The sequence below is a fragment of the Streptacidiphilus jiangxiensis genome, assembly GCF_900109465.1.
Lineage (GTDB): Bacteria > Actinomycetota > Actinomycetes > Streptomycetales > Streptomycetaceae > Streptacidiphilus > Streptacidiphilus jiangxiensis.
Window position 1 is genome coordinate 82,193 of record NZ_FOAZ01000008.1, and the last position, 19,622, is coordinate 101,814.

Below are 19,622 nucleotides of genomic sequence, written 5' to 3' on the forward strand. Positions count from 1 at the left end.
ACGTAACTCTACCCGACCGGTGAGGTCACTTCTGCTTGTCGGAGTCCGGGATGCCGTTCTTGGTGGCCAGGGCGTAGGCCTGCTCCACGGTGAGGCCCTGGTAGGCGTTGGCGGAGGCGGGCATGCCCTCCAGGCGGTAGATGCTGGCCTTGGCGCACTGGACCGTGTCGCCCGCGACCTCGACGGAGGCGTCCTGCGTCGCCTGGCCGATGTTCGCCGGGGGCTTCGAGCCGGAGGAGCCGCTGCCGCTACCGACCTTCAGATCCGTGCCGACCACCACGTGGACGGTGGTCAGGCCGGGGGTCGCGGTGAGCGAGGAGTCGGGCAGGCCGAGGGCGGAGGCGACCTGCTGGGCCTCGCGCTTGTAGCGCGGGTCCGAGGCCGAGTACTCGACCTTGCTGGCGCCGGTCGGCATCGGGGTGTGCTCGACGATCGAGTTGGAGTAGCCCTTGCCGGCCAGCTCGGTCTGCACGGCCGCGGCGCGCCCCGAGATGCCGGTGCCGTTGAAGACGTGCACCTCGACGGTCGAGGGGTCGATCGTCTGCGCGGCCGAGGGGGTGGCCCCGGCGGTGGGCTTGGACGAGGACGAACCCGGGGTCAGCGACTGGTCGTTGGCGATCGCGTCGAACAGCTGCTGCGCATTCGGCTTCGGCACCAGCCAGGCGCTCGGCCGGTACGGGTCCTGGTCGTACGGCATGGTCGTGAAGGTGATCCGGTTGCTCGGGATGCCGCCCAGGGTGTTGGCGAGGCTGATCAGCTTGGTGACGCCGCTGAGGCCGTCGTCCACCTGGAACGCCTTGGAGCCCGCCTCGGCCAGGCTGTAGACGTTGGTGGGGTCGGCCAGCGTGCTGGCGCTCTTCATCTTGTGGATCAGCGCGCTGAGGAAGATGTGCTGGGTTGCGGCGCGGTCGGTGTCGCTGGCGCCGCCGAAGGCGTGGCGGGTGCGCAGGAACTCCAGCGCGCCCTGGCCGACCAGGGTGTGCTTGCCGGCGGGCAGCTTGAGGTGGGAGCCCGGGTCGTAGACGTTGTGGTCGGTGCAGACGTCGACGCCTCCGACGGCGTCGGACATGTTCACCACGCCGTCGAAGTCGACCATCATGAAGTGGTCGATGTGGATCCCGGTCAGGTTGTTGACCGCGGACACCGTGCAACCGGGGCCGTAGTTCAGGCTGTTGGTGATCTGGTCGTGCGTGGGGAAGTGGTACGTCTTCCCGTTCTGCGTGCAGTCCGGCATCGATGTGTCGGTGTCGCGCGGGATGCTCATCACGGTGGCGTTCTGGTGGTCCGCCGAGACGTGCAGCAGCATCTCCACATCGGCGTGCGGCAGCGAGTCGTCCTGCCCGCCGAGCGAGGCGTTCCCGCCGAGGCGGGTGTCCGAGCCGATGATCATGATGTTCATCGCGCCGGGGATGACCGCGCCCTTCTGCGGCGAGGAGCCGGTGTCCAGGGCGCTGTGCTTGATGTTGCTGTCCAGCTGGTAGATCCACGCGCACCCGGCGGCGGCCACCAGCACCACGAAGGCGCTGACGCCCATGGCTATTCGCTTCGCCCGCTTGCGGCGCTTGGCGCTGCCGCCCCTCGAGCCGCCACCGTTCGAGTCGCGGCGCCCGGTCCCGTGGCCGCCCCCACCTGTCCCGGGAGTCGGCGGGCCGTAAGCGGCTCGGCCGTCACCGAGGGAGTCAACGGGAGATGTCATGGCGGGCGCGCTCCTTGCCGCAGAGGTTCAGAAGCGATCGGATAGTCGCTTCCTTCGCTCAAGAGACGCTGTGAGCACGGCAGTCGGTTTCACCCCGGCAGCCCCCGTGGGGGAACCGGGGCTCACCACCCCCTGCTCCTACTTCTGCTTGTCGGAGTCCGGGATGCCGTTCTTGGTGGCCAGCGCGTAGGCCTGCTCCACGGTGAGGCCCTGGTAGGCCGCCGCGGAGGCCGGGAGGCCGCCCAGCGGGAACGGGCTGGCCTGGGCGCACTTGACCGTGTCGCCGGCGATCTCGGCGGAGGCGCCCTGCGTCGCCTGGCCGATGTTGGCCGACGGCTTCGGGGCCGCCGAGCCGCTGCCGCTGCCGACCTTCAGGTCCGAGCCGACCACCACATGGACGGTGGTCAGGCCCGGCGTCACGGTGAGCGAGGAGGACGGCAGGCCCAGTGCGCTCGCCACCTGCTGCGCCTCGCGCTTGTACTGCGGGTCCGAGGCCGAGTACTCGACCTTGCTCGAGCTCACCGACATCGCGGTGTGCTCGACGATCGAGTTGGAGTAGCCCTTTCCGGCCAGCTCGGTCTGCACGGCCGCGGCCCGTCCGGGGACGCCGGTGCCGTTGAAGACGTGCACCTCGATGCTCGACGGGTCCACCGCCGCGCTCGCCGAGGCGGAGGCGCCCGCCGTGGGCTTGGTGGAGGAGCCACCGGACAGCGACTGGTCGTTGGCGATCGCGTTGAAGAGCTGCTGCGCGTTCGGGGCCGGCGCCAGCCAGGCGTTCGGGTTGTACGGGTCGTTGATCGCGGGCATGGTCACGAAGGTGATGTGGCTCGTGGGGATGCCTGCGAGGGTGTTGGCCAGGCTGATCAGCTTGGTGATGCTGTTGAGGCCGTTGTCCACCTGGAACGCCCTGGTGGCGGCCTCGGCGAGGCTGTAGACGTTGGTCGGGTCCGCCAGCGTGCTGGCGCTCTTCATCTTGTGCATCAGCGCACTGAGGAAGATGTGCTGCGTCACCGTGCGGTCGATGTCGCTCGCGTTGCCGAACGCGTGGCGGGTGCGCAGGAACTCCAGCGCGCCCTGGCCGACCAGGGTGTGGGAGCCGGCGCTCAGCTTGAGGTGGGAGCCCGGGTCGTAGACGTTGTGGGTGGTGCAGACGTCGACGCCGCCGACGGCGTCGGACATGTTCACCACGCCGTCGAAGTCGACCACCATGAAGTGGTCGATGTGGACGCCGGTGAGCGCGTTGACCGCGGACACCGTGCAGCCCGGACCGTAGTTCAGGCTGTTGGTGATCTGGTCGTGCGCGCCGAAGTGGTACGTCTTCCCGTTCTGCGTGCAGTCCGGGATCTGCGTGTCGGTGTCGCGCGGGATGCTCATCACGGTGGCGTTCTGGTGGTCCGCCGAGACGTGCAGCAGCATCTCCACGTCGGCGTGCGGCAGCGAGTTGTCCTGCCCGCCGAGGGAGGCGTTGCCGCCGATGCGCGTGTCCGAGCCGATCAGCATGATGTTGATCGCGCCGGGGATCACGGCGCCCTTCTGCGGCGAGGAGCCGGTGTCCAGGGCGCTGTGCTTGATGTTGCTGTCCAGCTGGTAGACCCACGCGCAGCCCGCCGCGGCCACCAGCACCACGAAGGCGCTGACGCCCATGGCTATTCGCTTGCCGCGCTTCTTCGGCTTCGTCTTGCGGCGCCCCGTCGGGACGGCTCCTGCCGGAGCCGACTTGCCACGCCCGGCCCGACGTGCCGCAGCGCGGCCGCCGAACGACTCTTCGGGTGGTGTCATGTCGGCCCCACTCCTTGCAGCAGAAAGTCATCACGTGATCGGATCCCGAGATACTAGTGCTGCCTCGTGAGGATTCGGCCAGGGGGACTGCCAGCTCTTATCTCGTTCTTGCCCGCACATACAGGTGAGGGGCGGCTCTCCTCAACGGAAAGCCGCCCCTCACCTTCGGTTTCACCAGTCGGGGTGGCGGGATTTGAACCCACGGCCTCTTCGTCCCGAACGAAGCGCGCTACCAAGCTGCGCTACACCCCGGTGCAACAAGGATTACTCTAGCGGACCACCTGCCCAGGAACGAAATCCGATTCCGTGGGCCATGCCGTCACGGCATCACCGAGCTCCTAAGATGGACGCATGTCCGAGCTGCGTCGCCTGCGTTACTTCCTGGCCGTCGCCGAGGAACGGAACTACACCCGTGCCGCGGAGCGCCTGCACATCGCGCAGCCGGCGCTGAGCCGCCAGGTGCGGGAACTGGAGCGGGAGCTCGGGGTCGAGCTGCTGGCGCGCACCACGCACAAGGTCGAGCCCACCGAGGCCGGACGCATGCTGCTGGAGCGCGGCCCCGCGCTGCTGGAGGCGGCGGAGAGCCTGTGGCGCGGGGTCCGCGAGTTCGCGGACGGCCGGATGGGCAGCGTCAGCCTCGGCTACGGCATGAGCGCCGGGTACGAGACGGCACCGCAGCTGCTGCGCGCGATGGGCGAGGAGGCCCCCGGCATCGAGGTCTCGGCCCGGGTGATGGCCTTCGCCGACATCATCGACTCCGTCGCCGCCCGCACCCTGGACGTGGGTCTGGTCCGCTCCGCGCAGCCGGAGACGCTGCCGGACGACGTCGAGCTCACCCTGCTGCGCAGGGAACGCCAGGGCGTCGTGATCAGCCGCGAGCACCCGCTGGCCGCGAGCGGCGCCGAGTCGGTCGACCCCGCCGCGCTGGACGGCCTCAAGCTGCTGCTGCACCCCCGCGCGCACAACCCCGGCCACTACGACGAGATCATGGAGATCTGCGCCCGGGCGGGTGCGAAGCCCGAGGTCCTCTACCGCGGCCTCGACTTCGACGCCTCCTACACCCCGGTCGCCTCCGGATCGGCCGTGACGATGGTCGGCTACAGCGGCCGCATCGGCCTGCCCAGCGGCCTGCTCTGGCTGCCGGTGACACCCCCGGCGTTCATCGAGGTGCACCTGGTCACCCGCCGCGTGAACCACTCGCCGGCGGTGAACCGCCTGCTGCGCGTGGCCGAGCAGACGTCCCGCCAGCAGGGCTGGCTCACGGGCGCGTTGGAGGAGCCGGTCGCCGGCGTCCGCAACCGCCGCACCCTGCCGCTCGACGGCGCGGACATCGGCGCGATCGACGGGGCGTACGAGGTCTAGCAGACGGCCCTAGTCCCGGGCCCGCGGCGTGAGCGTGAGCAGCGTCGCCTCCGGGGGGCAGGCGAAGCGGACGGGGGTGTAGCGGTTGGTGCCGCAGCCCGCGGAGACGTGGAGGAAGCTGCGGCGGCCGCCCGCCGCGTGCGTGGAGAGGCCCTTGACCCGCTTGCGGTCGATGTCGCAGTTGGTGACCAGCGCCCCGTAGAAGGGCAGGCACAGCTGGCCGCCGTGGGTGTGCCCGGCGAGGATCAGCGGGTAGTTGTCCGCGGTGAACGCGTCCAGGACGCGCAGGTAGGGGGCGTGCACCACGCCGAAGGAGAGGTCCGCCTCGGGCGACGGGCCGCCGGCCACCTCGGCGTAGCGGTCCCGGCGGATGTGCGGGTCGTCCAGACCCGTCAGCTCCAGCTCCAGGTCGTTGACCTTCAGCGTGCCGCGGCGGTTGGTCAGGTCCAGCCAGCCCGCCGCGTCGAAGCCGTCGCGCAGGTCCGTCCACGGGTTGTGGATCGCGCCCTTGACGCCGCGCCGCGCCGAGCCGTCGGCGTTGTTCATGCCGTGGTTGCCGCTGACCATCGCGGACAGGTAGCGCGTCGGGCTCTTCGGCTGAGGGCCGTAGTAGTCGTTGGAGCCGAAGACGTACGCGCCGGGAAAGTCCATCAGCGGGCCGAGCGCGTCGAGGGTCTGCGGGACCGCATCCGGGTCGGACAGGTTGTCGCCGGTGTTGATCACCAGATCGGGGCGGAGCGCCGCCAGGCCGCCCAGCCACACCTGCTTCTTGCGTTGGCCGTTCACCATGTGGATGTCGGAGACCTGGAGCACCCGCATCGGCTTCGCGCCCGGGGGCAGCACCGGCACCTCCACGCGGCGCAGCCGGAACGAGCGCACCTCGTAGCCGGCGGCGTAGCCGACGCAGACCGCGCCGACGGCGGCGGTGACTCCAAGGGCCTTCAGCGGAGCGGCGTATCGGGTGCGCATCCGTCCATGGTGGCAGACGCCGCAGGAGACCTCGTACGACGGGGGCGGGATCATGGACCGGCGAGGTTAATCCGGGCGCCGAGCTGCGCACAGGTGTCAGACTTGCGGCATGACCACCACGCTCAAGCAGCAGCTGCAGGAGGACCTCACCGCCGCCATTCGCGCCCGTGACGACCTCCGCTCCGGCACGATCCGGCTGACCCTCGCCGCCATCACCAAGGAGGAGGTGGCCGGCAAGACCGCGCGCGAGCTCAGCGACGAGGAGGTCCTGCAGGTCATCACCCGCGAGGCGAAGAAGCGGCGCGAGGCCGCCGAGGCGTTCGAGCAGGGCGGCCGCGCCGAGTCGGCGGCCCGCGAGCGGGCGGAGGGCGTGCTGCTCGCCGAGTACCTGCCCCGGCAGCTGAGCGACGAGGAGCTCACCACGATCGTCACCGCCGCGGTGGCCGAGGCGAAGGCCGCCGGAGCCGAGGGGCCGAAGGCGATGGGCGCGATCATGAAGATCGTGAACCCCAAGGTCAAGGGCCTCGCGGAGGGCGGCCGGGTCGCCGCCGCCGTGAAGCAGGCCCTGGCCGGCTGAGCAGCCCGAACGACCGAAGCGCCGAGGGGCGCGGCACTCTGCGACTCGATCCGCAGAGTGCCGCGCCCCTCGCGCGTCAGTGGCGTCGCCGACGTCGGCGGCGTCAGTGGCCCGTGGTGCCGCCCCCGCCGAAGGGGTTCCCGATCGTGCCGCCGGCGATCCCCACGATGCCGGTGGTACCGGGGCCGCCGGTGGTGCCGCCGTTCTTGCCGCCCTTGCCCTTGCCCTTGCCGTTCCCGTTGCCGTTCTTGCTGTCGTTGGACTTCTGCGGTCCTGCGGGCAGCTGCACCAGGTTGAAGTTGCTGAACGGGACCCCGGACAGCGCGCCGTCCATCGCGTCGTGCCAGATCGGGCCGGCCACCGTGGCGCCGAAGGCGACCTGGGTGATGCCGCCGATGGACTGGTCGGAGAGGCTGGTCAGCCTGATGCCGGTGTCGCTCACCACGGTGGCGGCGGCGATCTCCGGGGTGTAGCCGACGAACCACACCTGCTTGTGCTCGTTGGTGGTACCCGTCTTGCCGGCGCTCTGGCGACCGTCCGAGAAGCCGTCGGCCGCGCCCGTGCCGTCCTGGACCACGCCGTAGAGCATGGTCGTGATGGCGTCGGCGGTGTTCTGCTGCATCACCTGCTGGCAGTTGGCCTGCGGCACCGTCAGCTGCTTGTGGTCCGCCGTCGTCACCGAGGTGATCGCGGTGGGGGTGCAGTACAGGCCGCGGGCCGCGAAGGTGGCGTAGACGTTGGCCATCTCCAGCGGGGTGAGGCTGTTGGTGCCCAGCGTCAGCGACTGCACCTGGGCGATGGGCGCCAGCGAACCGCTCTTGTCGTACGTCGCCTGGCTGGTGATGCCCAGCTTGTTCATCATGTGCACGACGTTGCACAGGCCCGTGTCCCGCTCCAGCGGCACGAAGTAGGTGTTCACCGACTTGGCCATGGCCTGCGCCATGTCGAACGGACCGACCAGGTCGGGGGAGTCGTTCTGGTCCGGCGGGCTGGCCGACTCGGCGATGGTGTTGCCGGCGCAGTCCTGCATCGCCGGGTACGGCTCCTGGTAGGGCGACGGGTAGGTCTTGTCCATCCCGATGCCCTGCTCGATCGCGGCCGCCGCGGTGATCGGCTTGAACGTCGAACCCGTCGGGAAGCCGCCACCGCCGCCCATGGTGCGGTCGACGTTGTAGTTCAGGCTGGTGACGCCCGGGTCGTTGCTGACGCCGTAGGGGCGGCTCTGGCCCATGGCGAGGATCTTGCCGGTGCCCGGCTGGACCATCGTCATGGCGGTGGCGGCCTTGTCGGTCGCGTACACGTGCGAGGTCACCGAGGAGTAGAGGGAGGCCTGCGCCTTCGGGTCCAGGGTGGTGTGGATCTGCAGGCCGCCCCGGTCCCACAGGGCCTGGCGCGCGGTCTCGGTGGCGCCGAAGGCCGGGTCGCGCAGGATCACGTGCTCGACGTAGTCGCAGAAGAAGGCCTCACCGTTGTGGCTCGCGGTGATGCAGCCCTCCTTGGCCTTCTGCGGGTGCAGGCCGAGCGGCGTCGCCTTGGCGGTGTCGGCCTGGGCCTGGGTGATCGAGCCGTACTCCGCCATCTTGTCCAGGACGGTGTTGCGGCGCTTGAGCGCGACGTCCGGGTAGGTGATCGGGTCGTAGTAGGTCGGCGACTGCACCATGCCGGCGAGCAGGGCGGCCTGCTGCACCTTCAGCTGGTTGGCGTGGACGCCGAAGTACCGCTCCGAGGCGGCCTCGATGCCGTAGGCCTGCTCGCCGAAGAAGGTGATGTTGAGGTACGCGGTGAGGATCTGATCCTTGGTCATCTTCTCCTCGACCTGGATCGCGTACTTCAGTTCCTGGATCTTGCGACCCAGGGTCTGCCGCTGCGCCTCCAGGACCAGCGCCTGGTCGTTGCCGGCCTGCTCGACGAAGACGTTCTTCACGTACTGCTGGGTCAGCGTCGATCCGCCCTGGACCGCGCCGCCGCCGCCGTTGTTGGTCAGCGCACGCAGCATGCCCCGCAGGTCGACGGCGCCGTGCTGGTAGAAGCGGTTGTCCTCGATGTCGACCAGCGCCTGGCGCATCAGCGGGGAGATCTGGCTCTCCGAGACGACCGTGCGGTCACGCGAGTAGACCTTGGCGATGACGTTGTTCTGGTTGTCGTAGATGTAGGAGGCCTGCGACAGCGGCGGCGCGGTGAAGTCGGCGGGGAGCGAGTTGAAGTCGTTCACCGCGTTCTTGGCCCCGAGGCCGAGAGCGCCGACAGCGGGCAGTGCGAGGCCCGCCACGAGGCCGCCGGCCAGCACACTCGCGCCGAGAAGCCTGGCGCCGAGCGAGATCTGCTGGAGGGGGGACACCTTGCGCTTCGCTGCCATGGCAGAACCATACGTGGCGTTCCTCGGACAGGTGGCCAGGTGTTCGCCTACTCTTGTCACAAGCCTGCACCAAGTTGCCGTATGCCCACTCGCTTCACTCTTGTGGGTGATGAGAGATGACCGAATCATGGCGGATTGCCTGGCATATGCCAGGCGTATGAGCTCGTGGGAACGGTAGGGCGGGTCCCCGAAGCCCGCAAAGCCCGCCGACCTGCGATCACTCCAACGGGTGATCTCCCGGGCACGCATAGTCCAAACGGGCCATAAGGATTGGGCCCCAGGGGGCTGTTGCAACGCGCACTTCTTCCGTAACGTCCTCAACTGGCAACGGCATATTCGCCGTTGCCGCCGTGGGGGAGCCTCGATTCGGGAGAGGACGGCGCCAGCATGAGCTGGGTTGAGGACTGGAGTGCGCAGGCCGCCTGCCGCACCAGCGATCCGGACGAACTGTTCGTCCAGGGGGCGGCACAGAACCGCGCCAAGGCGGTGTGCACGGGATGTCCGGTGCGCACGGAGTGCCTGGCGGATGCTCTGGACAACCGTGTCGAGTTCGGTGTCTGGGGGGGCATGACCGAGCGCGAGCGCAGAGCGCTGCTGCGCCGCAGGCCGACTGTGGTCTCGTGGCGCCGGCTGCTCGAGACGGCGCGCAGCGAGTACGAGCAGGCCTACACCATCAACGTGGACTTCGCCGAAGCGGGCTGAGACGCGCAAGCGTCTTCAGGGGCAGTGCAACTCACCCCTCTGCCAACCGGCTGCCGATCGCGCGGAGGCCGTCGAGGTCGTGGACGTCGCCGGGTAGGGCGGGGACGTCGGCGACCTTGACGTTCGGGTAGACGGAGGCGAAGCGGTCGCGCATGCGCCGCTCGCGTGCGATCACCTGCATCCGTTCCGCGTGCAGCCGCAGGAGGCCCGCGGCCAGCTGCTCCGCGTCCCCCGGTGGGGCCTCGTCGAGGGCCTCGGCTGCCGCCCGCGCGCGCTCCGCACTGAGCTGGGGCGCGCCGGTGTCGTGCACGCGGTTCAGCACCAGGCCGGCCAGCGGCATGCGGTCCGCCTCCAGGCGGTCGACGAAGTACGCCGCTTCCCGCAGCGCGTCCCGCTCCGGCGCGGCGACGACGAGGAACGCCGTGCCCTTGGCCTGCAGCAGCGCGTACGTGCGGTCCGCGCGCTCGCGGAAGCCGCCGAACATGGAGTCCATGGCGGCGACGAACGTGGAGACGTCCTGCAGCACCGTCGCGCCCAGCACCTTGCTGAGCACGCCGGTGAACATCGTCATGCCGACGTTCAGCATCTTCATCGCGCTGCGGCCGCCGACCTTCGCGGGGGCCGTCAGGACCTTGATGAGCCGGCCGTCCAGGAACGACCCCAGCCGGTTCGGCGCGTCCAGGAAGTCCAGCGCCGAACGGCTCGGCGGGGTGTCGACGACGATCAGGTCCCAGGTGCCGTCGGCGTGCAGCTGGCCCAGCTTCTCCATCGCCATGTACTCCTGCGTGCCGGCGAAGCCGGAGGAGAGCGACTGGTAGAAGGGGTTCTCCATGATCTGCCGGGCCCGTTCGGCGTCGGCGGCGGCCAGCACGACCTCGTCGAAGGTCCGCTTCATGTCCAGCATCATGGCCTGCAGCTCGCCCGTGCCGGAGACGCCCTTGACCACGCGCGGGGTGTTGTCGAGCTCGGTCAGGCCCATCGACTGGGCCAGCCGCCGCGCGGGATCGATCGTCAGGACGACGACCCTGCGGCCGCGTTCGGCCGCCCGCAGGCCCAGCGCCGCCGCGGTCGTGGTCTTGCCGACGCCACCGCTTCCGCAGCAGACGATGATCTTCGTCTTCCGGTCGTCCAGCAGCGCGTCCACGTCCAACCGGTGCGTGGTCAATGCGGAGTTCGTCATGCCGCCCCCTGGGTCCGCAGTTCGGCGGCGAGCCGGTACAGGCCGCCGAGGTCGACGCCGCCCGGAAGCTGCGGCAGTTCGTACGTGGGCAGGCGCAGGCCCTGGATGTCCGCTCGCTGGGCGCGCTCCAGTTCGACACGTGCCGCGTGTTCGCGTCCCTCTGCGAGCAGCGGGCCGACCAGCTTGCGCACCGTCGGCCCCGGGCCGCCCCCGTTCGCGGCGGTACGGCGTCCGCCGAGGCCGGCCTCGGTCAGCGCGAGCGCCAGCTCCTCCTCGTGCCCGTCCTCGGCGGCCAGCAGCGCCGCCTGGTCCAGCACCGGCGGCCGGACCATGTTGACGAAGACCCCGCCCACCGGCAGCTTCGCCGCCTGCAGGTCGGCCACCCCGTCCACGGTCTCCTGGACCGGCATCTCCTCCAGCAGGGTCACCAGGTGCACGGCCGTCTCCGGGGACTGGATCACCCGCATCACCGCCTGCGACTGGTTGTGGATCGGCCCGACCCGGGCCAGCCCCGCCACCTCGGTGTTGATGTTGAGGAACCTGGTCACCCGGCCCGTCGGCGGGGCGTCCATCACCACCGCGTCGTAGACGCGTCGCCCGTCCGGGCGACGGCGGCGCACCGCTTCGCAGGCCTTGCCGGTCAGCAGCACGTCCCGCAGGCCCGGCGCGATCGTCGTGGCGAAGTCGATGAAGCCGAGCTTGCGCAGCGCCTTGCCCGCGCGGCCCAGCTTGTAGAACATCTCCAGGTACTCCAGCAGGGCCTGCTCGATGTCGATGGCCAGTGCGAAGACCTCGCCGTGGCCGCGACCGCCGGCCACCTTGCGCTCCTCGTAGGGCAGCGCGGCTATCCCGAAGAGCTCGGCGATGCCCTGGCGCTCCTCGACCTCGATCAACAGCGTCCGGCGGCCCTCCTTGGCCAGCGCGAGCGCCAGCGCCGCCGCGACGGTGGTCTTGCCGGTGCCGCCCTTGCCGGTGACGACGTGGAGTCGGACACCCTCCCAGTCCGGACCTGTCGGACCTGCAGGTGGAGCTGCGGGCATGGGCCGTGCCTCCCTGGCGATCGCGCGTCACGTCATTGCTGCCGTCCGGTCGAGCGTAACCAATGGGTGTCCGGTGGACGGGCTAGAGTCCAGTGTCATGACCAAGTGGGAATACGTGACGGTGCCGCTGCTGGTGCACGCCACCAAGCAGATCCTGGACACCTGGGGCGAGGACGGCTGGGAGCTCGTCCAGGTCGTCCCTGGCCCGAACAACCCCGAGCAGCTGGTGGCGTACCTGAAGCGGGAGAAGCAGTAACCATGAGCAAGGTTGAGAGCCGCCTGGCCGAGCTGGGCCTTTCGCTGCCCGAGGTCGTTCCGCCGCTGGCGGCCTACGTCCCGGCCGTGCAGACCGGAGAGTTCGTCTACACCTCGGGCCAGCTGCCGATGGTGGCCGGCAAGCTCGGCCTGACCGGCAAGGTCGGCGCCGAGGTCACCGCCGAGGAGGCCAAGGAGCAGGCGAGGATCTGCGCGATCAACGCGCTGGCGGCCGTCAAGTCCGTCATCGGCGACCTGGACCGCATCGAGCGTGTCGTCAAGGTCGTCGGCTTCGTCGCCTCCGCCCCCGACTTCACCGGGCAGCCGGGCGTCGTCAACGGCGCCAGCGAGTTCCTCGGCGAGGTCCTCGGTGACGCGGGCGTCCACGCCCGCAGCGCGGTCGGCGTCGCGGTGCTGCCGCTGGACGCGCCGGTCGAGGTCGAGATCCAGGTCAAGGTCCGCGCCTGACCTGCTGCTGAGGCATGCCCCACCCCGGGGCGAGGTGGGCATTTCGAGGCCTGCGCCGTACGATCCGGCCATGAGTGATCGACGGAACGATCGTCTCCCCGCAAGCTGGGCGGACCGGATCGCGGCGCAGGCCCGCGGCGAGCTGACCCCCGTCGAGCCGCGCCGCGCGGCCACGGTGGTGCTGCTGCGCTCGCACGACGAGGCCGTCGAGGCCTATCTGCTGCGTCGCCGCACCTCCATGGCCTTCGCCGGCGGCGCCTACGCCTACCCCGGCGGCGCCGTCGACCCGCGCGACAGCGCCCCCGGCCTCGGTTGGGCCGGCCCCGACGCGGCGGCCTGGGGCGAACGCCTGGGCGTCCCCGCGGACGACGCGCGGGCCATCGTCTGTGCGGCGGTCCGGGAGACCTTCGAGGAGTCCGGCGTGCTGCTGGCCGGCCCCGACGCGGCCTCCGTGGTCGCCGACGTCTCCGGCGAGGAGTGGCGCGCGGCGCGCGCCGCGCTGGAGGCCCACGAGCTCTCCTTCGGCGAGTTCCTCGCCTCGCGCGGCCTGGTGCTCCGCAGCGACCTGCTGGGTGCCTGGTCCCGCTGGATCACCCCGGAGTTCGAGGAGCGCCGCTACGACACCTGGTTCTTCGTCGCGACCGTCCCCGACGGCCAGCGCACGGCGGAGGTCCCGGGCGAGGCGGACCGGGTGCTGTGGATCTCCCCGGAGGAGGCCGTCGGGCACCACGCGGCGGGCGAGTTCTTCATGCTGCCGCCGACGGTCACGACCCTGCGCGAGCTGAGCCCGTTCGGGACGCCGGACGCGGCCCTGACCGCGGCGAAGGCACGCTCGATCGACCCGATCCTGGCGACGGCGCAGATCGACGCCGACGGTGCCGTCGTGGTCAGCTGGCCCGGCTACCCGGGCCTCGCCCTGCGGGGCAATCTGTGAGCACCGTCGTCACCGACCGCGCCACCCTCGTCCTGGCGCCGAACCCGTCCCCGATGACGCTGGAGGGCACCAACACCTGGATCCTGGCCGAGCCGGGGTCCGACCAGGCCGTCGTCGTCGACCCCGGTCCGCTGCACGAAGGCCACCTGGCCGCGGTGCTCGCGGCGGTCGAGTCCCAGGGCCGCAGGGTCGCCGCGACGCTGCTGACCCACGGCCACCACGACCACGCGGAGGGCGCGGCCCGCTTCGCGGCGCTGAGCGGCAGCGGGGTCCGGGCGCTGGACCCCGCGCTGCGACTGGGCGCGGAGGGCCTGGCGGACGGGGACGTCCTGGAGGTCGGCGGCCTGGAGCTTCGCGTCCTCGGGACGCCGGGACACACCTCGGACTCCCTGTGCTTCACCCTGCCCGCCGAGGGCTCCCTGCTGACCGGCGACACCGTCCTCGGTCGGGGCACCACCGTCGTCGCCCACCCGGACGGCCGCCTGGGCGACTACCTCGCCTCCCTGCGCCGGCTCCGTGCCCTGGCGGAGTCCCGGGAGGCCACCACCGTCCTCCCGGGCCACGGCCCGGTCCTGGCGGACCCTCTCGGCGCGGTGGAGTACTACCTCGCGCACCGGGAGCAGCGCTTGGCGCAGGTCGCTGCGGCGGTCGAGGCAGGGTTCACGACGCCCTCGGAGGTCGTCGCACACGTGTACGCGGACGTCGACCGGTCGCTCTGGCCCGCGGCGGAGTGGTCGGTCCGGGCCCAGCTCGAGTACCTGCGCGAAAACAGGTAGCTGCACTACCTCAGGGCGCGGGGCTCTGCCGATTTGCGGCTCCGCCGCGTGGGCGCGACAAGCCACCCGGTGAGATGGAGCCCCGAACGTTCAGGGCCATCCGCTCATCAGTGGTTTCTCGCGCAGTTCCCCGCGCCCCTGGAAGGATTACCGCGACCGGCGGGCGAGACGCTCGACGTCCAGCAGGATCACGGCGCGAGCCTCGAGGCGGAGCCAACCGCGCTGGGCGAAGTCCGCGAGAGCCTTGTTGACCGTCTCGCGCGACGCGCCCACCAGCTGGGCCAGCTCCTCCTGGGTGAGGTCGTGCACCACGTGGATGCCCTCGTCCGAGGGGACGCCGAAGCGGCGCGAGAGGTCGAGCAGGGCCTTCGCCACGCGGCCGGGCACGTCCGAGAAGACCAGGTCCGACATGACGTCGTTGGTCCGGCGCAGTCGCCGCGCGATCGCCCGGAGCAGGGCGATGGCGACCTCGGGGCGGGTCTGCAGCCACGGCTGCAGATCGCCGTGGCCGAGGCCGAGCAGCTTGACCTCGGTCAGTGCCGAGGCGGTCGCGGTGCGCGGGCCCGGGTCGAAGAGCGAGAGCTCACCGATCATCTCGCTCGGCCCCACCACCGCGAGCATGTTCTCGCGGCCGTCGGCCGAGGCCCGGTGCAGCTTCACCTTGCCGTCGACGATGACGTAGAGCCGGTCCCCGGGGTCTCCCTCGTGGAACAACGACTCGCCGCGGCTCAGCGTCGTCTCCGTCATGGAGGCACGCAGCTCGGCGGCCTGCTCGTCGTCCAGTGCGGTGAAGAGCGGTGCCCGCCGCAGAACGTCGTCCACTCGGTCCTCCTAGTCGGCCGTGCAGGCTTGAGGTGCGATCCCCATCATGCCCGACCGGGAAACAGTGCGATCAATCACAACAAGTGTGTCTTACGTGTTTCCCGATCTCCTAGCCGGGTGCCACCCCTGAGACGGATCCGTCCACCAGCCGGGATCAGTCGACGCAGGGGATGCCCTTGCCCATGTCGACCGAGGCGCCCTGGAACGGAATGCTCGAGGTCGTTCCGCCCGTCGCGGCGCTGTCGGACGAGCTGCCGGAGGTGCCCCCGGCGGCGCCCGCGTCGGCGCCGAGGAGGACCTCGACGTGGCCTGCCGCGACGTTCGCCGACGCGGTCGGCACCGCGGAGACGCCGAGCTTGGCCGCGACCTGCTTCGCGGCCTTGGCCGCGTCCGCGCCGGAGCCGTAGCGGATGACGGTGTGCGCGCGGGCCGTGGCGTTGCCGGTGCGGCCGGCGGTCCAGCCGGCGTCGACGAGGTCCTTCTGCTTCTGTGCGGCGAGACCGGTGACGCCGGATCCGTTGAGCACGTCGACCGCCGCGGGGGCCACGGGCGTGGACTGCCGCTGCGCTCCGGAGGCCGGCGCCGGTGCGGGCGCGGTCGTGGAGGGCGCGGCGGCGGGGCTGGGGTCGACGGAGATGAGTCGCTGCATGATCCGCTGGATCTGCTGGGCGTCCACCAGGTTCACCGACTCGCCGTTGCGGGTGGCGAAGCCCTGGATCGGCAGGGTGTTGAAGACGACGTTGCCACCCGTCAGGTTCGGCACCTGCTGGGCGAAGTCGAGGACGTTCCACTGGGAGTCCAGCACGACGTCCTGCTTCACCACGTCGAACAGGCCCTGCATCTTGCCCAGGTCGTTGAAGAGGCCCTCCTGCTTCAGCTTGTACATCACCGAGGAGATGAAGGCCTGCTGCCGGTGGGTGCGGTCCAGGTCGCCGTTGGTCAGGTTGTGCCGTTGACGGACGAAGGAGAGGGCCCCGGCCGCGTCCAGGGTGTTGTAGCCGGCGTGGAAGTCGGCGCCGGAGCCCTGGCCGGTCATGGCCGGGTCCTTGGTGGCGTGCTTGAGGCAGACCGTGATCGGCTGGACGACCTTGGCGATGTCGTAGAAGCCGAGCAGGTTGACCTCGGCGAAGTGGTCGATGCGCACGCCCAGGAACTGCTGGACGGTGGCGAGGGTGGCCTCGCGCCCGGCCTCGCGGCTCTGCTGTTCGAGGGCGGCGCCGGTGACGCCCTGGGCCTTGAGCGTGGGCTCGACCGCGGCCTTGGCCAGGCCGTAGGCCTCCTTGATCTTGTGGTGACCCTGGGAGGTGCCGTCGCCGTTGAGCGTCTCGACGTAGTCGTCGCGCGGGATGGAGAAGGCCTGGACCTTGCCGCCGTTGGCGGGGATGTGGAGCAGGATCAGGGTGTTGGTGTTGTAGCCGCCGATGTCGCTGGAGCCGGCGTGCAGGTCCTGCTCGACGAACTGCTTGGGCAGGTCGTTGCCGTTCATGTCCTTGCGGCTGTCCAGGCCGATCAGCAGCAGGTTGATCGAGTTGTCCAGCTTGGGCGGCGCGTGCCGCTGGGTGATGCCGAGGGCGTCGGAGGTGTTCAGGCCGTCCGTCAGCGAGTGGTAGGTGAACCAGGAGACGCCGCTGCCCAGCAGCACCACGGCCGAGGCGGTGGCCACCACGGCGCGTCCGGCGCGGACCAGTGGCGTCGCGGGACGCCGACCCACCACGCGGTCCGCGGGCCGCTCGCCGGGGCGGTCGCCGTCACGCTCGCCGGTGCGGTCCGAGGGACGGCCCGAGGGACGGCCCGAAGGACGCCGCTGCGGGCGGTCCTGGGGGCGGTCAGCCATGGTGGCTCCTTCGCGGGACAGGGACCTGGGCGTCGCGGTCGGCGGCCGCGCGGGCGGTGGCCCGGACGGCGGCGCGGTGGGTCAGCACGCGCCGCAACGCGGGGGCGGCGAGGGCGGCGAGCAGCGCGAAGAACATCGCCGGGAAGAGCTCGACGGACCACTTCAGCAGCCCGGTGCCGAGCTTGGTCCCGGCGAAGTCGGAGCTGTGCAGCAGCAGTTGGTCGAGGAACGCGATCCCGGCGATCACCAGCGGCGGGCTGGGCAGCACCCACCACAGCCCACGCCTGGTCACCAGCAGAGCGGCCCAGGCCGAGGCCAGCACCGAGCAGACGGCGAACACGGTGCCGAGCGGCGCGCCGGACACCTCGTCGACCAGGGCGCCGAACAGCGGCAGGCCCAGCAGTACCCAGCCGGCCTGCGGCCGGGCGAGCCGCAGGCGCGCCGATCCGGTTCGCGTCGGTCCGCCGCGTTGCGGCGTGGGCTGCCCGCCCTGGGGGCGGACCGCGCGTTGGGTCGGCGGCTGGGCGGCCCGGTCGCCCGGTCGCTGCGTCGGACGCTGCGTCGACTGCCCAGTCATACCTCTCCTCTCACGCCGGTCCTCCGCACTGCGTGTCAAAACCCATAAACCCACAAGATCGGGCTTAACAGGTGTAACAGACGCACAGGGGACATTCATGGTTCCGCGCGGAAGTCGCGGTGTCACGTGTGCATCGCCGCAGGTCGATTCGGCCCGATCGTCACGCGCCGGGCGTGCGCCCCCCGGCGCGCGGGGCGTTCCCGCGCGACTCCACGGCGAGCGCGACCAGCTCGGCCCACCAGCCGTCGCGACCCCGGGTCAGCAGCTCCTGGGCCTCCTGCGGTGGCATGACGCGAACCTCGACCACGGACTCCCCGTCCTCCGGATTGGTCGGCGCGGAGTCGACGACCACCTCGGCCCAGCCCCACAGCCAGGCCTTCTCCGGGTGCGGCTGCCACGGACGGTAGGGCGTCGGCCGGTCGGTGACGCACCGGTGCGCGCCGATCCACACCGGCGCGTCCAGCAGCCGCGCGCCCGCCTCCTCGCGCAGCTCACGGGCCAGGCAGTCGTCGATGCTCTCGTCCCGCTCCCGGGTGCCGCCGGGCAGGAACCAGTGGTCGCGCTCGTCACGGCAGAGCACGACGCCGTCGCCCGGGCCGGGGCCCTCCGGCGTGTCGGGCAGCGGGGCGAAGCCGATCAGGTGCACGTTGGTGACCAGCCGGTCCTCCGGCATGACGGCGGCGAACTGGGCGTCGTAGCCGCCCCAGGCCCAGAACTGTGGTGCGTGCAGGCGCGGGAAGCGCCGTGCCAGGGCCTGAAGTTCGGTGGGATCCGGCCGGGCCGGGTCGTCAGAACGCGTCGTCGTCCGTGTCATTGATCGAGCGTAGCGGCTCGACTGGCCCGTTCGGGGGAGCGCGCGAAGTGCAACGGTTTGACGCGCGGTTGCCGAAACGTCACTGCGGGTGCGCGACCGCGGACGGCCCGACGGGTCACCCCGCGTCGACCAACTCCGGTGCCGCAGCGTGCCGGGACGAGCGGGCCGAGGATCCCGCCGCGCCGGCCGCGACCTGGGCTCGGCGCCCGGCCCGGCGCCCGGCTCGACGCTCGGCGCGACGCCGCTTGCGCTGCCGCTTCGCGCCCGGCGTCGGCCACAGCAGCACGTAGGCGACGGACAGGGCCACGAAGCCCAGCCGCACCAGGCCGCGGGTCGGGTCGTCCGGGATGACCAGCGTCCCGCCGTAGAGCGAGAGCAGTGCGATCCAGCTCCACCACGGCACCAGGCGCCGCTGCCCCACCGCGTCCCACAGCAGCGTGCCGAGCAGCACCGAGGCGCTGTAGTAGGTGTAGACGCTCGGGTCGAGCAGGATGCGCGCGTCCGCGCCCAGCAGGATCACGGCCGGCCAGCGTCCGCGCCACACCGCGATCGCCCCCAGCAGACCCCCGAGCGCGAACTGCGCCGGGCGGTCCCAGGGCGGCGTGCCCGCGCTGTGGACGCCCAGCCAGCGCAGCGAGGACGCGGGCTGGTTGGGTATCGCGAACTTCGCCGCCGAGATCGAACCCAGGTTGCCCAGGTAGAACGGCAGCCAGGCGCCCGCGACCAGCGCGCAGAAGAGCAGGAACGGCCCGCGCCGCCCGCCGCGCGGCAGCGCCAGCAGAAGTACCGCGAACGGCACCGCGGTCGGCTTGGCGTCGACGGACAGCGCCAGCCACACCGCCACCGCCCAGCTGCCGCCCCGCGCGAGCGAGTGCACGGCCACGGTGGCGAAGAAGAGCGCCAGCACGTCGTCCAGGTGCGCGAAGCGGACCGAGACCTCGATCCACATCGGGATGAAGGCCAGCCCCGCGGTGAGGATCCGCTGCTGCAGCCGCCGGTGGTTGGTGCCCGTGCCCAGGTAGTGCAGGGCGGCCGTGCGGCCCACCAGGATCAGCATCACCAGGCCCAGCACCGACATGGCCGCCTCGGCCAGCAGCTGCCCGGTGGCCGGCGCGAACGGCTGGAACAGCCGGGCCGCGGCCAGGCTGACCGGCCCGATCTGCAGATCCGGGTGGTTCGCGTACAGCGACAGACCCCCGCCCGGCTGGTCGCCGAAGAGGAGTTGCTCGCCCTGGCGCAGGTAGTGCCACGACACGCCGCCGCTGGGCACGACCAGCACGAACCAGAGCGCAGTCCACCCGACCAGCAGCGCGTGGTGCCTGCGCAGCGGCAGCCACGACGCGATGCGTCCGGTGTGCGCCCGGTAGTCGGAAAGCGGTCCCTCCCCGCCGGATCGGCCCACGTTCTTCTCTTTCACCCGATTCAGTCCTTTGTTCCCCCCGGGCGCGGCACATCCTAGGCGTTGAATGAAAGAAATATGA

General features: G+C 71.1%; 18 protein-coding genes and 1 tRNA gene. 7 read left to right on the plus strand and 12 right to left on the minus strand.

Features of this window, described 5'->3' with window-relative positions; translation table 11 throughout:
* Positions 1–25 precede the first annotated feature (25 nt).
* The 3 genes from BMY61_RS16965 to BMY61_RS16975 all read right to left on the minus strand — a co-directional run bounded on the left by BMY61_RS16965 (position 26) and on the right by BMY61_RS16975 (position 3,727).
* Positions 26–1,696 carry an LCP family protein gene (locus BMY61_RS16965; protein ID WP_083555175.1) on the minus strand — a complete coding sequence of 557 codons (1,671 nt, stop codon included), beginning with the start codon at positions 1,694–1,696 and terminating at the stop codon, positions 26–28.
* A gap of 138 nt (positions 1,697–1,834) precedes the next feature.
* Complete coding sequence (locus BMY61_RS16970) at positions 1,835–3,475, minus strand: LCP family protein (RefSeq protein WP_082015027.1); 1,641 nt, start codon at positions 3,473–3,475, stop codon at positions 1,835–1,837.
* 178 nt (positions 3,476–3,653) lie between these two features.
* Positions 3,654–3,727, minus strand: a tRNA-Pro gene (locus BMY61_RS16975).
* A gap of 99 nt (positions 3,728–3,826) precedes the next feature.
* Here BMY61_RS16975 and BMY61_RS16980 point away from each other — a divergent pair.
* Positions 3,827–4,837: a LysR family transcriptional regulator gene (locus tag BMY61_RS16980; RefSeq protein WP_082015028.1), complete on the plus strand. Its 1,011-nt coding sequence runs from the start codon at positions 3,827–3,829 to the stop codon at positions 4,835–4,837.
* Between the two features lie 9 nt (positions 4,838–4,846).
* Here the strand turns inward: BMY61_RS16980 and BMY61_RS16985 are convergent, their stop codons facing one another.
* Positions 4,847–5,806 (minus strand): metallophosphoesterase, encoded by a 960-nt coding sequence (locus BMY61_RS16985; protein ID WP_042447853.1) that lies wholly within the window; start codon positions 5,804–5,806, stop codon positions 4,847–4,849.
* A 109-nt stretch (positions 5,807–5,915) separates the two neighbouring features.
* On the opposite strand from BMY61_RS16985, the gene BMY61_RS16990 reads away from it, so the two are divergent.
* Entirely contained in the window at positions 5,916–6,383 is a 468-nt protein-coding gene (locus tag BMY61_RS16990) for a GatB/YqeY domain-containing protein (protein ID WP_042447855.1), read from the plus strand.
* A 103-nt stretch (positions 6,384–6,486) separates the two neighbouring features.
* On the opposite strand, the gene BMY61_RS16995 is transcribed toward BMY61_RS16990, so the two are convergent.
* Positions 6,487–8,739, minus strand: coding sequence for a transglycosylase domain-containing protein (locus BMY61_RS16995; protein WP_042447857.1), 2,253 nt, complete (start codon positions 8,737–8,739; stop codon positions 6,487–6,489).
* Between the two features lie 387 nt (positions 8,740–9,126).
* Here BMY61_RS16995 and BMY61_RS17005 point away from each other — a divergent pair, with 387 nt between their 5' ends.
* On the plus strand, positions 9,127–9,441 hold the full coding sequence (locus tag BMY61_RS17005; protein WP_042447859.1) for a WhiB family transcriptional regulator: 315 nt from the start codon (positions 9,127–9,129) through the stop codon (positions 9,439–9,441).
* 31 nt (positions 9,442–9,472) lie between these two features.
* Here the strand turns inward: BMY61_RS17005 and bagB are convergent, their stop codons facing one another.
* Both bagB and bagA read right to left on the minus strand, forming a co-directional pair.
* On the minus strand, positions 9,473–10,621 hold the full coding sequence (gene bagB, locus BMY61_RS17010; protein WP_042447860.1) for an ATPase BagB: 1,149 nt from the start codon (positions 10,619–10,621) through the stop codon (positions 9,473–9,475).
* Positions 10,618–11,661, minus strand: coding sequence for an ATPase BagA (gene bagA / locus BMY61_RS17015; RefSeq protein ID WP_042447862.1), 1,044 nt, complete (start codon positions 11,659–11,661; stop codon positions 10,618–10,620). The genes bagB and bagA overlap by 4 nt, the downstream gene beginning before the upstream one ends.
* Positions 11,662–11,758: 97 nt before the next feature.
* On the opposite strand from bagA, the gene sp36 reads away from it, so the two are divergent.
* The 4 genes from sp36 (at position 11,759) to BMY61_RS17030 (ending at position 14,094) form a co-directional block, all read left to right on the plus strand.
* Positions 11,759–11,917, plus strand: a complete 159-nt coding sequence (sp36, locus tag BMY61_RS45015; protein WP_143094391.1) for a Sp36 family protein — start codon at positions 11,759–11,761, stop codon at positions 11,915–11,917.
* A gap of 2 nt (positions 11,918–11,919) precedes the next feature.
* Positions 11,920–12,384 (plus strand): RidA family protein, encoded by a 465-nt coding sequence (locus BMY61_RS17020; protein ID WP_042447863.1) that lies wholly within the window; start codon positions 11,920–11,922, stop codon positions 12,382–12,384.
* 70 nt (positions 12,385–12,454) lie between these two features.
* Entirely contained in the window at positions 12,455–13,318 is an 864-nt protein-coding gene (locus BMY61_RS17025) for an NUDIX hydrolase (RefSeq protein WP_042447865.1), read from the plus strand.
* Positions 13,315–14,094, plus strand: a complete 780-nt coding sequence (locus BMY61_RS17030) for an MBL fold metallo-hydrolase (protein ID WP_425314691.1) — start codon at positions 13,315–13,317, stop codon at positions 14,092–14,094. The genes BMY61_RS17025 and BMY61_RS17030 overlap by 4 nt, the downstream gene beginning before the upstream one ends.
* Before the next feature lie 147 nt (positions 14,095–14,241).
* Here BMY61_RS17030 and BMY61_RS17035 read toward each other — a convergent pair whose 3' ends face one another.
* The 5 genes from BMY61_RS17035 to BMY61_RS17055 all read right to left on the minus strand — a co-directional run bounded on the left by BMY61_RS17035 (position 14,242) and on the right by BMY61_RS17055 (position 19,558).
* On the minus strand, positions 14,242–14,916 hold the full coding sequence (locus tag BMY61_RS17035) for a Crp/Fnr family transcriptional regulator (RefSeq protein ID WP_042447868.1): 675 nt from the start codon (positions 14,914–14,916) through the stop codon (positions 14,242–14,244).
* 154 nt (positions 14,917–15,070) lie between these two features.
* A complete protein-coding gene (locus BMY61_RS17040) occupies positions 15,071–16,750 on the minus strand; it encodes an LCP family protein (RefSeq protein WP_082015029.1) in 1,680 nt (559 codons plus the stop codon).
* Entirely contained in the window at positions 16,743–17,327 is a 585-nt protein-coding gene (locus tag BMY61_RS17045) for a DUF6542 domain-containing protein (protein WP_052438712.1), read from the minus strand. Before BMY61_RS17045 ends, BMY61_RS17040 begins: the two co-directional genes overlap by 8 nt.
* A 160-nt stretch (positions 17,328–17,487) precedes the next feature.
* The gene (locus BMY61_RS17050) at positions 17,488–18,141 is read right to left on the minus strand and encodes an NUDIX domain-containing protein (protein WP_082015030.1); all 654 of its coding nucleotides are present in this window, start codon (positions 18,139–18,141) and stop codon (positions 17,488–17,490) included.
* A gap of 115 nt (positions 18,142–18,256) precedes the next feature.
* A complete protein-coding gene (locus BMY61_RS17055) occupies positions 18,257–19,558 on the minus strand; it encodes a hypothetical protein (protein WP_075003944.1) in 1,302 nt (433 codons plus the stop codon).
* Between the last annotated feature and the right edge of the window lie 64 nt (positions 19,559–19,622).

Excerpts from the sequence above, each read along its gene's own strand:
- BMY61_RS16965 (WP_083555175.1), bottom strand. The coding sequence starts at position 1,696 with ATGACATCTCCCGTTGACTCCCTCGGTGACGGCCGAGCCGCTTACGGC.
- BMY61_RS16970 (WP_082015027.1), bottom strand. The coding sequence starts at position 3,475 with ATGACACCACCCGAAGAGTCGTTCGGCGGCCGCGCTGCGGCACGTCGG.
- BMY61_RS16980 (WP_082015028.1), top strand. The coding sequence starts at position 3,827 with ATGTCCGAGCTGCGTCGCCTGCGTTACTTCCTGGCCGTCGCCGAGGAA.
- BMY61_RS16985 (WP_042447853.1), bottom strand. The coding sequence starts at position 5,806 with ATGCGCACCCGATACGCCGCTCCGCTGAAGGCCCTTGGAGTCACCGCC.
- BMY61_RS16990 (WP_042447855.1), top strand. The coding sequence starts at position 5,916 with ATGACCACCACGCTCAAGCAGCAGCTGCAGGAGGACCTCACCGCCGCC.
- BMY61_RS16995 (WP_042447857.1), bottom strand. The coding sequence starts at position 8,739 with ATGGCAGCGAAGCGCAAGGTGTCCCCCCTCCAGCAGATCTCGCTCGGC.
- BMY61_RS17005 (WP_042447859.1), top strand. The coding sequence starts at position 9,127 with ATGAGCTGGGTTGAGGACTGGAGTGCGCAGGCCGCCTGCCGCACCAGC.
- bagB (WP_042447860.1), bottom strand. The coding sequence starts at position 10,621 with ATGACGAACTCCGCATTGACCACGCACCGGTTGGACGTGGACGCGCTG.
- bagA (WP_042447862.1), bottom strand. The coding sequence starts at position 11,661 with ATGCCCGCAGCTCCACCTGCAGGTCCGACAGGTCCGGACTGGGAGGGT.
- sp36 (WP_143094391.1), top strand. The coding sequence starts at position 11,759 with ATGACCAAGTGGGAATACGTGACGGTGCCGCTGCTGGTGCACGCCACC.
- BMY61_RS17020 (WP_042447863.1), top strand. The coding sequence starts at position 11,920 with ATGAGCAAGGTTGAGAGCCGCCTGGCCGAGCTGGGCCTTTCGCTGCCC.
- BMY61_RS17025 (WP_042447865.1), top strand. The coding sequence starts at position 12,455 with ATGAGTGATCGACGGAACGATCGTCTCCCCGCAAGCTGGGCGGACCGG.
- BMY61_RS17040 (WP_082015029.1), bottom strand. The coding sequence starts at position 16,750 with ATGGCTGACCGCCCCCAGGACCGCCCGCAGCGGCGTCCTTCGGGCCGT.
- BMY61_RS17045 (WP_052438712.1), bottom strand. The coding sequence starts at position 17,327 with ATGACTGGGCAGTCGACGCAGCGTCCGACGCAGCGACCGGGCGACCGG.
- BMY61_RS17050 (WP_082015030.1), bottom strand. The coding sequence starts at position 18,141 with ATGACACGGACGACGACGCGTTCTGACGACCCGGCCCGGCCGGATCCC.